The organism is Bacillus multifaciens, assembly GCF_030756675.1.
GTDB lineage: Bacteria > Bacillota > Bacilli > Bacillales > Bacillaceae_G > Bacillus_A > Bacillus_A multifaciens.
In genome coordinates this window covers 118,941-131,702 of record NZ_JAVBXD010000003.1, presented here as the reverse complement: position 1 = coordinate 131,702, position 12,762 = coordinate 118,941, and the positions used below count along the sequence as shown (strand labels likewise).

Below are 12,762 nucleotides of genomic sequence, written 5' to 3'. Positions count from 1 at the left end.
TATGCTTCAAAAAAATAAAAGAGCTTATTCTCCTTTAAACTTAGGCAGGTTAACTACCGTTAATGATAGGTTATAGTGATCTATTATCCTTTAAATCACGCTTGTTTTTCTTAGCATTTTTTCACCAAGATGACATCGCATTCCCTTCTGTTGACTTTGTTAATTATTCGGTAGTATTTGCAATTGAGTTCGTGTTATCAGAAAGATAAAAAAACATGTTGTTTATTTTCAGAATTGAATTGACATGAAATTATATTAAATTTATACTGTCAGTAACACATTACTGTTAATGACAGTATAATGTTACTAACAGTAATAAGTTTAATGTTATGATGACAAGAAATATTTTTTACATTTCATTCAGGAGGTTAGATATTTTATGAAACATACAGGGAGACATACAGGTGCATTTCTTTTGCTGTTTTTAACAGAGGGAGATAGCTATGGAGGAAAACTTCTGCAGAAATGTGAAGAAGAGCTTCCCGTCAATCCAATTGATAGTGCCATCATCTATCGCACACTAAAGAAATTAGAAAAAGAGGGTGCTGTTGAGTCTTATTTGGATACATCTGATCAAGATAAGCCGATAAAAATGTACAAAATTACTACAGTTGGAAAAAGAACATTAGAGGATTTTCAAATAGATATTGAAGAAAAAATTAAGAATTTATCATTTTTCTTAAATAAATATGAAAAATGGAAGGGGTATAATCATGATTAATGGTACTATCCTTTACACAATAGCTATTATTCTTACCAGTATTTCTTTTATAAAAGATCGAAGTAAAACAAAAGATGCTCTATTAAAGTCATGGAACATGTTTCGTAATCTTATCCCTTCTATGTTATCGATTATGCTGTTCGTTGGACTATCACTCTCTATATTAACACCTTCCTTCATTTCTTCCATCATTGGTGAAAAATCTGGATTCATCGGTATTGTTTATTCAGCAATAATCGGCTCTGTTGCACTCATTCCAAGCTTTATTGTGTTTCCTCTTGGAAATACATTAGTCCAAAATGGTGCGGGCCTCCCTCAAGTTGCGGCATTAATGTCTACATTAATGTCAGTAGGAATCACAACTTTACCGATGGAACAAAAGATATTTGGGCGAAGTTTTGCTTATTCTCGTAATGCATCTGCATTGTTAATGTCTCTCATATTCTCGTATATTATTTGGGTGGTGATGGCATGAGTGAATTAAGAAGATATCGTTTCTTTTTCATTTTACTATTGGGACTCATTATATTGACTTTTATAAACCAATCGCTAGGATGGAACGCACTTCAATTAACAGGAAAAAGTATTTTAGATATGCTGTTTCTACTTCCCCCTGTCTTAATATTCGTAGGGTTGCTTGACCAGTGGGTGAAGAAAGAAACATTAATTAAATATATGGGGAAAAAATCTGGCATCTATGGCATCTTGTTTTCCCTATTATTAGGAGGAATAGCAGCTGGTCCCCTCTATGTTGCTTTTCCAATCGCGGCACTTTTATTAAAAAAAGGAGCGAGCATACGATACATTGTATTTTTTTTAGGAGTTTGGACAACTGCAAAATTACCTGTTATGGTGTATGAATTTGCTTCATTTGGAGCTAAATTTACACTCATTCACATTTGTTTTGGTCTAATATTTTTCTATTTAATGGGTATTATTTATGAGAAGTTTTACGACCAACGACAATTGTTAAAGTATGATATAACGGAAGGAATTTAGATTTAGATCAATAAATCTTTATGCACCTCAATCCCAAATCCTTTTGTAGCTATAGCTTTTAAATAACATTTGATCAAAAACACTTTATAAACCACCATGTTAAGATAAGCAAAAAGAGCGTCCGTATTTGGGTGCTCCTTTCCTTCGTATGCTTGACTTGTCGCAAAAGTAATATCTAAAAATACACTGAAAGATCGGACGCAGAAATTAATCATAAAAAGAAACAATATCGCGCTCCTACGTCTTACAGTTTGGCGGTGCTGTACGATTTCCATCAATGGAGAATGAAGAAAATCCCCACTGATGATCGTTTTACTTTATTTCTTCTTTTTACGAAATAAATCAAGTGTTTTATACCCTTGTGAAAGGATGTCAACCATTTGTTGATATCGCTTGTCGCGTGTTTGTTGTTGCTTTGCCGAGAAGATGTGACGTGCCCAGTCTTTTTGATATCCAGGGGTTAAGCTTTGGTAAAACTTCAGTTCGTTTGGATGAGCAGCTAGTAATGCTTCCACGTCTTTCACATTGTTCTCATAATCTGCAACGCATTGGCTGACCGCTGCTGTTTTCTTTGCTTTCTTTTTTTCACGTTTTAGGCCGACAACAGTGAAAACGTCATCCATGCTTACCATACGGGCGAACTTGATATCGCTACTCCCTATATATCCATCCTCTCCAACGTTCATTGCTGGAAACATTTCATCTCTGTGAATATAGGTCTCATAGCGCTTATTCCCTTTTTTCGGGTATGCGAAAAATATGTAGCCTTTTTCAAGTAAAAGTTGGTCATTGTTTAGAATTGATTGTGTATGTGTAACCATTTCATCAAGCGTTTCTACAAAAATGAAAATCGCATCATGCTCTTTTGAAAGAGTCGTTTTTTTTTCCGTAAAGATGTTGTAGTCGCTTGGTTGATTGATTACGACCATGTTTTTGAATTTCGTTAGTTTTAATTTATCGATAATTGTCATGACAAGCTCCTTCATTTTTAATTTATTATTATTTACGTTCCACTTATCATTGCACCTAATTATTTAGTAACTATAGTTGAAGTCCTAGTAAAGTGTACCTTAATGAAAGAAAAATGTCTGTAAAAATGGTCACGTATACTTTCTTAAACTAAAAAGGCAGACCTTACAACAGTCTGCCTCTATCTTAAAAATGTAGTATTACTATACTTTTTTCTTTTTGCATACAAAAACTGAACATAGAATTAAGATAATTAAAATGCCTAAACAAACAAAAATACTCGCTCTATTTTGATCGCTGAATGTAAATGCCACGCAGCAAATACTTAATGTGATTGCAGTAAATAAAGTTGCATATGGAAATCCCCATACTTTAAAATGCGGCAACTTTGTATAAGTTTTGCGAAGCTTCAGCTGTGCTAAACATATACATGTCCACACCACTGATACTGTAAATCCTGGAATTGCCATTAAATACCCAAACACACGGTCAGGTGAAAAGTATGCGACAAATGTCCCACTAATAAGAACGATAGAGCTCAAGATCACGCTATATACTGGAACACCGTTCTTGGCAACATATGAGAACTGTTTTGGCGCCTCTCCTTCTGCCGCTAAGGAATGCAGCATACGTGTGCATCCGTAAATACCAGAGTTTGCTGCGGATAAAACAGCTGTTATAAGGACGAAGTTCATAATATGAGCTGCTCCTTTAAAGCCAACTGCCGATAACACTTGCACGAATGGGCTTGCTTGGTTGCCAATTTCATTCCATGGAATTAATCCGCAAATGATCAGGATTGGAAGTGTGTAGAATAATACGATTCTCCAAAATACTCCTTTAATCACTTTAGGCAATACTTTCTCTGTATCCTTCATTTCCGTTACAGTCAATCCGATTAGTTCGGAACCACCGTAAGAAAAAATAACGATTAATAATGCTGAAAATACTCCTGTCCAGCCATGCGGGAAGAATCCTTGATGCTGTACGTAGTTTTGCATATAGTGTGTTTCATTACTTGGAATTACTCCGAATAAAATAGCTCCGCCTAAAATAAGGAATAGAACAATCATCGTAATTTTAATTCCAGCAAACCAAAATTCAAATTCGCCGTAATGCTTTACATTCATAAAATTAATAGCCACAATGAAAATTGCACTTATAAAGCTTAAAGACCATAAAGACATGGAAGGAAACCAATATTGCAGAAAGCTTCCTGCAGCGATTACTTCAATGACGCATACAACTAATAACATGAAACAGTACATCCATCCAACCACAAACGATACGTTTGATCCAAATGCTTTACGAATAAATCCTTTCATATTCATCCCAGGATAAGCGATCGCCATCTCTGCGATTGCACTCATGACAACAAGAAGCAATAATCCTGCAAACAGATAAGAAAAAATAACTGCTGGCCCCGCTATTGATACTGTTTCAGAAGTTCCTTTAAATATACCTGTGCCGATTGCTCCTCCTAGTGCCATCAAACGGACATGCCGTGGCAGTAACTTTTTTTGTAATTCCATGATGTTCTCCTCTCATTTATATAAGATTTTAATTTCACAAAAGATTTTATAAGATCAATTGTAGTTTTTCTTTTAATAAAAAAAATCGTCCCTGTCCTACATGACAGGGACGATTTACACCGCGGTACCACCCTAATTGCAAACTGACGTCTGCCTCTTCATTTTGTTAACGATCTATTGACCGTCTTTCCCTCCATAAAAGTCGCCCTTTATTTCAAAAAAGAAGCTCCAGGATTGAAATTCACACTTATTTATGTACTGATTCACACCTTCCATCAGCTCTCTGAAACAGGGAAATAAGTATTACTATATTCCTTTCATTGCATATCCAATATTATGTTTTCTATATAATAAAAAAGTCCCTACTGATTGTATCAGTAGGGACGAATATATCGCGGTACCACCCTAATTGCAGACTAAGTCTGCCTCTTGACTTTGATAACGATCTCATATTTGACCGTCTTTCCCTCATAAAGGTCTTCCTTTACTTCGAAAAAGAAGCTCCGGGATCGAAATTCATCCTTATCTTTGTACTGATTTGCACCTTCCATCAGCTCTCTAAAACAGTGAGATAAGCACTACTTAAATTCCCTTCATTGCTCGATTATATTTCAATTTATATGACGTAATTACGTTTCTTTAATAAGTATGTTTTGTATTATAGAGGTTGCATTAATATTCTGTCAATAGTTTTTCGCAATACTTATTTAAGTATGTTTTACGAAATGAAAAGAACCACGAATCCGTGAAGAAACAATTCCCCATTATGATAGGTCATGTTATATTTCCATAGAAGATTTTTGTTTTAAATATTCAGAATTGATATTAAAATGAATAATAATAAGAGTGTATTGAATTATAAATAAAAAAGATTGGAGGTTAATAGCTGACTTTTTCGTTTTATTTTCAAGGTATCATAGTTTAATAATTTCTTAGAATCATGTTCTTGAAAATTACAAAATAATTTATAGCTAACGAGGAAATAAAGATGAAACTACAATTAAAAGCTGATTTAATGCTACTACTAGTTACATTTTTTTGGGGTGCTTCCATCCTACTTACAAAAGTTGGACTCACTTACATAGAAGAATATAATTTAATCGCATTACGTTTTATCATTGCTTTTCTTTTATCAGGAATCGTATTTTACAAGCATTTAATCAAAATTAATTTTCAAACTGTAAAATATGCGTTTATATTAGCTTCTATTTTATTTATCGTTTATGTTTGTGCAACTTTTGGTACAAAGTATACAACTGTTTCGAATGCTGGTTTCTTAATGAGTCTCACCGTCATATTCATTCCGATATTATCATCTATCTTTTTAAAACAACGGCCTGAAAAAAAGGTTGTATTGGCAATCGTTTTAACGATAGTAGGAATCGGACTATTAACATTAAGTAGTGAATTTAAAATAGGTTACGGTGATATCTTATGCATTTTATGCGCTTTATTTTATGCCGTTCATATCATCGTTACTGGAACTATGACTAAGCATGTGAATTCCATTGCTCTTGGCGTGTTACAGCTCGGTTTTGTTGGCCTATTTAGTATCATTTTCTCCATGTTTATGGAAACCCCAAAACTTCCTAACACTCTTGAATCATGGTTTTCCATTTTAGTATTAAGCATATTTTGTACAGCAATGGCTTTCATTGTCCAAGTCATCGCGCAGCAACATACGACTCCTACTCATGCAGGCCTTATTTTTTCATTAGAACCTGTGTTTTCTGCAGGTTTCGCTTTCTTTTTTACAGGTGAAACTCTCACATTGAAAGGTTACTTAGGTGCAACACTCATCTTATTAAGTGTATTAATTGCTGAACTGGACTTTAAGAGCTTATTAAAACTAAATTTTAAAAGACATATAGAATAAATGAATGTACTTATTCATTCAAAAGCAAACAGGAGCAAGGAGAAAATCCTTACTCCTGATTCGCCTGTGTTCCAAACATCATTGAAAATGATTAATCAAAATATAATAAAAAAGGATTGATTCTATGAAAATCTCTAGAAATCCAGAAAACATTCACTCACCAGTAGCCCCTTATGTACATCAAATTGAAGTAACTGGACCCAACAAATGGCTAACATTATCTGGACAATTAGGTATGAAAGTAGATGGAACTGTACCTGAAAATCCAGTAGAACAACTGAAGTTAGCACTAGACAATATCCGAAAAAATCTTGAAGCTGCTAATATGAATATTCAAGATTTGACAAAGCTAGTGTTTTATTGTGCTGCAGAAATTGACTCTGATCAAAGAAAGAAAGTCATAAATGATTTCCTTGATGGTCACCTCCCTTGTACGACAATGATTTATGTTGTCGCACTAGCGGCTCCTTCCTTTAAAGTTGAGATTGACGCTTGGGCATGCAAGGAAATAATCTAAGCTTTCCGAATGATATGTGAGATAAGCTAAGTATGTTCCAATGTGAATCCCCTTATCTTGTTTTCATAAGCTACAACAGGATAAGGGAACCTAGCATTGCATAATGCGGCCGTATTGTACAATCCACTTCTAATTTTAAACGGCAAATCTTTTTTCCATCTTCGTTAGAAAATACCCTCAAACATAGTATTATTTTTTGTCACCCAATACAACTTCTAATACTTGTTTCATCCATTTTTTAATACGAAAACTATTTTTCTTCTATTTTGAATGCTTCTATTAAAATAGTATCAATCCATTTACAACAAGAATATATAAAATATAGTAAGAAATACCATTCTATCTTTTATTTCCTAAGAAAAGCTCCCTTCTACTCTATTATCTTCCCTCTTAATAAACGGAATTCATATTAAATTCACAATTTTATCTTTTTTCCTATTATCCACTGTGATATTGTTGTATAATATTTTTGAAAGCGCTTATTATTGTAATATACATAATTTAAAACGTTTTTACTTGAACATTCGTAATTTTCTATATATTTTATAGACAGTTATTTTATTTCCATTTTATCCCTAGAATAAACTTACCATACTATTTTTAATGGTTTTATTGTAAAAGTTTTACTTGGTAATCATAGTAAATTTCTGGGTGATAAGTAATTGTGAATGTTTTTTTACAAAACAGATAAGTAATAACGTTTTGTATTATGTAAATTATCGTAATAACATAAGAATATAAAATGAATTGCACTCGTTACTGGTTCTAACGAGTAGGAGGTTTTGTCAAATGACGACGAAGAATACAAATACAAACAGCCCTTGGGCTAAGTTCCATGGTCCTAACCTTGGCTATGTCATTGAACAGTACGATCGTTTTGTAGCCGGGGAAGGTTCTGTTGATCCAGAATTAGAAGAGCTTTTCGCAAGATGGGGTGCTCCTCCTTTTCATGCAGATTATACAGCGGGGACTACTAGCGGCTCTCATTTTTCTTCCCAAAACAATACAGATATAGAAAAAGTTCTAAAAATAGCAAAGGTTTTAGAAAATATTCGTGCTTATGGTCACCTTTCTGCACATATTAATCCGCTGGAGGAAAAAGTGGATGGGCAGTTTTCTTTAGAGGGACTAGGCGAAAACGATTTGAAAGCGATTTCAGCGAAAATGGTTTGGGCGGATGCACCTGCGGATGTACAAACAGCGTTTGATGCTGTTAATAGATTAAAAGAGATTTATTCAAAATCATTAGCTTATGAGTTCGCTCATGTTCAAGATAGTGAAGAGCGTGCATGGCTGCAACAAATGGTGGAATCAACTTCCTTGTATCACCCACTATCAAATGAAAAACGCATTGCTGTTTTAAAACGATTGACAGCAGTTGAAGGTTTCGAACAATTTTTGCATAAGACATTTGTTGGTCAAAAACGCTTTTCTATCGAAGGCGTTGATATGCTAGTTCCTATGCTGGATGAAATGGTTGCTGAAGGCGCTAAGGGCGGCGTGAAAGATATTATGATCGGGATGGCTCACCGCGGACGTCTTAGCGTACTCGCTCATACATTAGAAAAACCATATAGTCACATGTTCACTGAATTTAAACATTCAGCACCGATGCAGGGCACTGATAAGAATAATATCGGCTGGACTGGCGATGTGAAGTATCACTTAGGTAAAGAGCAATTGGTTGGATCTGGAGAAGCTCTTACACGAGTTACTTTAGCAAACAACCCAAGTCACCTTGAATTTGTAGATCCAGTTGTAGAAGGATTTGCACGTGCTGCTCAGGAAAATCGCGAACAAGCAGGTTATCCAACGCAAGATGTTTCTAAATCTTTCGCAATTTTAGTACACGGTGATGCTGCGTTCCCGGGTCAAGGTATCGTACCTGAGACGCTGAACTTAAGCAGACTGAAAGGTTATCAAACTGGCGGAACAATTCATGTGATTGCGAATAACGCAGTCGGATTTACAACTGATAGTTATGATTCTCGCTCTACAAGATATTCAAGTGACCTTGCGAAAGGCTTTGATATTCCGATTGTACACGTAAATGCTGATGATCCTGAAGCTTGTCTGATTGCAGCTACTCTTGCTTTTGAGTACCGTACGCTATTCAAAAAGGATTTCCTAATTGACTTAATCGGATATCGCCGCTTTGGTCATAATGAAATGGATGATCCAGCAGTTACACAACCGAAAGTATACAAAAAGGTTAGCAAGCATCCGACTGTAAGAGCTTTATATGCTGAAGAGTTACAGACAAAAGGCATTCTAAATGCTGAAGAAGTAGAAACAATTACTCAATTTATTCAAGAGCATTTGAAAGCTGAATACAATCAAGTTTCTTCAGATAAAAAAGAAGTATCTGCGAATGTTGAAGTTCCAGAAGTAGTTGCAAATGGAATTCCACAAATGATGACAGGTGTTCCATTAGAAACACTTCAAGAATTAAATACAAGTCTTCTTGAGTGGCCAGAAGGTTTTAACGTATATCCAAAATTAAAGAAAATCCTTGAACGCCGTGAGAACGCATTTAAGGATGGCGGTAAACTAGAATGGGCAAATGCCGAAGCGTTAGCGTTTGCATCAATTTTACAAGATGGTACGCCAATCCGTCTGACAGGACAGGATTCAGAGCGCGGTACATTCGCACAGCGCCACGTTGTGTTACATGATACAGAAACGAACGAAACGTATTCGCCAATGCACCGTCTGCCACAAGCACGCGCTTCTTTCGCGGTTCATAATAGTCCGCTTTCTGAAGCTGCTGTTGTAGGATTTGAGTATGGCTATAACGTATTTTCTCCTGAAACGTTAACAATGTGGGAAGCACAATACGGAGACTTCTCAAACACAGCGCAAGCATTGTTTGACCAATTCGTTTCAGCAGGAAGAGCAAAATGGGGTCAAAAATCTGGTCTTGTTTTACTTCTTCCTCACGGTTATGAAGGGCAAGGTCCTGAGCATTCCAGCGCTCGTCCAGAACGTTTCTTACAGCTTGCTGCAGAAAATAACTGGACAGTTGCAAACTTAACAAGTGCAGCGCAATATTTCCATATCCTGCGCCGCCAAGCAGCAAGTCTTAGAACTGATTATGTAAGACCGTTAGTAATTATGACGCCAAAGAGCTTGTTACGTCATCCACTTACATCTTCACCTGCTTCTGAGTTAAGTGAAGGCAGCTTCCAAACAGTTGTAGAAGAGCCAAACCTTGGAACAAAACCAAGCAAAGTGAAGCGTCTCGTATTAACGACAGGTAAGATGGCAATCGATTTAGCAGTAGATGTTGAATCGAATAAGAAAGAACATACACTTGATGAAGTGCATATCGTTCGCGTTGAACAGTTATATCCATTCTCTACTGAGAAAATCCAAGCGATCGCTGAGCGTTTTGAGAACTTGGAAGAAATCGTATGGGTACAAGAAGAACCAAGAAATATGGGCGCATGGCATTATATCGCACCAATTCTATTCGAACTTGCTACAGGCAAAGTGAAAGTGAACTATATTGGACGTCCAGACCGTTCAAGTCCATCAGGCGGCGATCCTCATGTTCATAGAAAAGAACAAGAATTGATTATTAATCAAACGCTTAATATCAATTTCAAATTACAACAAGAACAAGAATTTGTTCACAATAAGTAATACTGTTAACTTCCTGCGGATGGGGGTCTCCCCCATTCATGGTTAGAGAAGATTATTTATACAACTATATTAAATCAATTGTTAGGCAAAATAGGGGAGGACATTTAAAATGATCGAAATTAAAGTACCTGAGCTTGCAGAATCTATTACAGAAGGAACTATTTCACAATGGCTTATCAACGTAGGTGATAAAGTTGAGAAAGGCGCAAGCGTTGTTGAGCTTGAAACAGATAAAGTCAATGTAGAAATCATTGCAGAAGATTCAGGTATTGTATCAAAATTACTAGGGGAACCTGGAGATACAGTTGAAATCGGCGATGTTATCGCAGTTTTAGATGCAAACGGAGCGGCAGCAGTAAGTACACCTGCCCCGGCACCAAAACAAGAAGTTGCGGAAGCACCAAAAGCTGAGGCTGAGGCTGAGGCTCCAGCGCCAAATACAGCACCGATGCAAGGTCTTCCAAATACGGACCGTCCGATCGCTTCACCTGCTGCTAGAAAAATGGCACGTGAATTAGGAATCGACTTAAACGAAGTACGGAGCACTGATCCACTTGGCCGCGTTAGACCACATGACGTACAAGCACATGCTACTGCGCCGAAAGCAGAGCCAAAACAAGAAAAACAAAGTCCAAAACCAGCTGCAAAAACTGAGTTTGAAAAACCAGTTGAGCGCGTAAAAATGTCCCGCCGCCGTCAAACAATTGCAAATCGTCTTGTAGAAGTTCAGCAAACGTCTGCAATGTTAACAACATTTAACGAAGTTGATATGACAGCTATCATGGAATTACGTAAAGAGCGTAAAGATGCGTTCGAAAAGAAACATGATGTTCGTCTTGGCTTCATGTCATTCTTCACAAAAGCAGTTGTAGCAGCATTAAAACAATTCCCATTATTAAATGCTGAAATTCAAGGTGATGAGCTTATCATTAAGAAATTCTATGATATCGGAATCGCTGTAGCAGCTCCGGACGGATTAGTTGTTCCTGTTGTACGTGATGCAAACCAAATGAACTTCGCTGAAATTGAGAGCGAAATTAGAAATCTTGGTAAAAAAGCTCGTGATAACAAACTTACTTTAAAAGAACTACAAGGTGGTACATTTACAATTACAAACGGTGGCGTGTTCGGCTCTCTTATGTCAACACCAATCCTAAACAGCCCACAAGTTGGTATCCTTGGTATGCATAAAATCCAAGTACGCCCAGTTGCGATTGATGCAGAACGCATGGAAAATCGTCCAATGATGTACCTTGCTCTATCTTACGACCACCGCATCGTAGACGGAAAAGAGGCTGTTAGCTTCCTTGTTGCAGTTAAAGAAATGCTTGAAGATCCAAAATCATTATTATTAGAAGGTTGATTCTTTTAAAAACCGAAGAACCCTCTTGCATTTGCAAGAGGGTTTTCTTCATTTCTACTTCCATAACAAAAATAATAGTAGACTGCTGCCAAGAAATTCATGTAATCTACTACTTATAAAAAATATATATGAATCCATTTTAATTTTTCGACATATAAGTTACTGCTATGCAAAATACAACATGGCTTCTACGCGCGGCCAGATACTCTCGCCCATCGAAAAAGAATGGTTTTTATGTCGTTTTTTAAATTTTGATTTATATAGAAAAGGTGACAAAATGGAATTAGGAAACTTCTTTTTTACAACGCTTATGACAACCTGTATCCAGTTAGCTTCATTAGTAGGGTGGATTATTGTCGTTGGATTTCTATTAGGCTATTTAGAGAATCGTTCGCGAACATATTGGACAAGAGCTTTTGGAAGAAATGGCTTCCTCTTCACTTCATGGATTGGAACACCTATTCACGAATTTGGGCATGCCTTTATGTGCGTCTTATTTGGGCATAAAATCGTGGGTATTCAATGGTTTCCAACGAATACGAGTAACGGATATTTAGGATATGTACAGCACGAATATAATCCGAAAAGTATCTATCAAAAAATAGGTAATTTCTTTATTGGTATTGCTCCTATTTTTTCAGGGATTGCCGCGTTAGTTGGCTTAATGTATTGCCTTATCCCCCGCTCATACTCAGTATTTATGAATGGTGTTGAAACAAATATTCAACCAGACGGCGCTATGAGTGATATGATCAAACACACTGTTCTCTCTTCGGTCCTATTATTGAAAAGCATTTTTACGATTAGTAATCTATTTAATCCTTATTTCTGGCTCTTTCTGATCTTAGCAATTTGCATCTCTACACATATTGCTTTAAGTAAGCCTGACATACAAGGTGCATTAGATGGACTGATTACAATTTTCTTGTTCCTATTTCTCTTCAACGTTATAGGAGGTATTTTTCATTTTGATAGTCACGCAATGATCGCAAATATAGCAAAGTATAATGCTTACTTTCTTGCTTTTTCTAGCATCGCTATTTTATTTTCTTGTATTACTGTGGTGATAAGTTATATTCTTTATCGAATGAAACGAAAATATAGATAGACAGTTTCCCCCTTCTCCCATCCCTTCGTTGG

Annotated in this window: 10 protein-coding genes and 2 other annotated features; of the genes, 8 read left to right on the top strand and 2 right to left on the bottom strand. The window is 36.2% G+C overall.

The genetic code is table 11. From position 1 onward, the window contains the following. The first annotated feature begins 379 nt into the window (after positions 1–379). Genes Q9306_RS03705 through Q9306_RS03695 form a run of 3 tightly spaced genes read left to right on the top strand, consistent with a single transcriptional unit; the run spans position 380 to position 1,720 of the window. On the top strand, positions 380–721 hold the full coding sequence (locus tag Q9306_RS03705; protein WP_098915760.1) for a PadR family transcriptional regulator: 342 nt from the start codon (positions 380–382) through the stop codon (positions 719–721). Next, entirely contained in the window at positions 714–1,196 is a 483-nt protein-coding gene (locus Q9306_RS03700; RefSeq protein ID WP_306195408.1) for a hypothetical protein, read from the top strand. Before Q9306_RS03705 ends, Q9306_RS03700 begins: the two co-directional genes overlap by 8 nt. After that, a complete protein-coding gene (locus Q9306_RS03695) occupies positions 1,193–1,720 on the top strand; it encodes a permease (protein WP_306195406.1) in 528 nt (175 codons plus the stop codon). The genes Q9306_RS03700 and Q9306_RS03695 overlap by 4 nt, the downstream gene beginning before the upstream one ends. A gap of 317 nt (positions 1,721–2,037) precedes the next feature. On the opposite strand, the gene Q9306_RS03690 is transcribed toward Q9306_RS03695, so the two are convergent. Then, entirely contained in the window at positions 2,038–2,691 is a 654-nt protein-coding gene (locus Q9306_RS03690) for a YdeI/OmpD-associated family protein (RefSeq protein ID WP_306195404.1), read from the bottom strand. 201 nt (positions 2,692–2,892) lie between these two features. Beyond that, positions 2,893–4,221, bottom strand: coding sequence for an amino acid permease (locus Q9306_RS03685; protein ID WP_306195403.1), 1,329 nt, complete (start codon positions 4,219–4,221; stop codon positions 2,893–2,895). A gap of 102 nt (positions 4,222–4,323) precedes the next feature. Continuing rightward, positions 4,324–4,551, bottom strand: a binding site (T-box leader). Between the two features lie 46 nt (positions 4,552–4,597). Further along, positions 4,598–4,827: a binding site (T-box leader), on the bottom strand. 382 nt (positions 4,828–5,209) lie between these two features. On the opposite strand from Q9306_RS03685, the gene Q9306_RS03680 reads away from it, so the two are divergent. The 5 genes from Q9306_RS03680 to Q9306_RS03660 all read left to right on the top strand — a co-directional run bounded on the left by Q9306_RS03680 (position 5,210) and on the right by Q9306_RS03660 (position 12,730). Next, positions 5,210–6,097, top strand: a complete 888-nt coding sequence (locus Q9306_RS03680) for a DMT family transporter (protein ID WP_306195401.1) — start codon at positions 5,210–5,212, stop codon at positions 6,095–6,097. A gap of 124 nt (positions 6,098–6,221) precedes the next feature. Next, positions 6,222–6,614 (top strand): RidA family protein, encoded by a 393-nt coding sequence (locus tag Q9306_RS03675; protein ID WP_306195399.1) that lies wholly within the window; start codon positions 6,222–6,224, stop codon positions 6,612–6,614. A gap of 789 nt (positions 6,615–7,403) precedes the next feature. Continuing rightward, positions 7,404–10,259: a 2-oxoglutarate dehydrogenase E1 component gene (locus Q9306_RS03670; protein ID WP_306195397.1), complete on the top strand. Its 2,856-nt coding sequence runs from the start codon at positions 7,404–7,406 to the stop codon at positions 10,257–10,259. Between the two features lie 109 nt (positions 10,260–10,368). Next, on the top strand, positions 10,369–11,622 hold the full coding sequence (gene odhB, locus Q9306_RS03665; RefSeq protein ID WP_306195395.1) for a 2-oxoglutarate dehydrogenase complex dihydrolipoyllysine-residue succinyltransferase: 1,254 nt from the start codon (positions 10,369–10,371) through the stop codon (positions 11,620–11,622). 277 nt (positions 11,623–11,899) lie between these two features. Further along, entirely contained in the window at positions 11,900–12,730 is an 831-nt protein-coding gene (locus Q9306_RS03660) for a hypothetical protein (protein ID WP_306195393.1), read from the top strand. Positions 12,731–12,762 lie beyond the last annotated feature (32 nt).

Bases quoted from the DNA above. Each gene is read 5' to 3' on its own strand.
- Q9306_RS03685 (WP_306195403.1), bottom strand. From the start codon at position 4,221: ATGGAATTACAAAAAAAGTTACTGCCACGGCATGTCCGTTTGATGGCA.
- odhB (WP_306195395.1), top strand. From the start codon at position 10,369: ATGATCGAAATTAAAGTACCTGAGCTTGCAGAATCTATTACAGAAGGA.
- Q9306_RS03700 (WP_306195408.1), top strand. From the start codon at position 714: ATGATTAATGGTACTATCCTTTACACAATAGCTATTATTCTTACCAGT.
- Q9306_RS03690 (WP_306195404.1), bottom strand. From the start codon at position 2,691: ATGACAATTATCGATAAATTAAAACTAACGAAATTCAAAAACATGGTC.
- Q9306_RS03705 (WP_098915760.1), top strand. From the start codon at position 380: ATGAAACATACAGGGAGACATACAGGTGCATTTCTTTTGCTGTTTTTA.
- Q9306_RS03695 (WP_306195406.1), top strand. From the start codon at position 1,193: ATGAGTGAATTAAGAAGATATCGTTTCTTTTTCATTTTACTATTGGGA.
- Q9306_RS03680 (WP_306195401.1), top strand. From the start codon at position 5,210: ATGAAACTACAATTAAAAGCTGATTTAATGCTACTACTAGTTACATTT.
- Q9306_RS03670 (WP_306195397.1), top strand. From the start codon at position 7,404: ATGACGACGAAGAATACAAATACAAACAGCCCTTGGGCTAAGTTCCAT.
- Q9306_RS03675 (WP_306195399.1), top strand. From the start codon at position 6,222: ATGAAAATCTCTAGAAATCCAGAAAACATTCACTCACCAGTAGCCCCT.
- Q9306_RS03660 (WP_306195393.1), top strand. From the start codon at position 11,900: ATGGAATTAGGAAACTTCTTTTTTACAACGCTTATGACAACCTGTATC.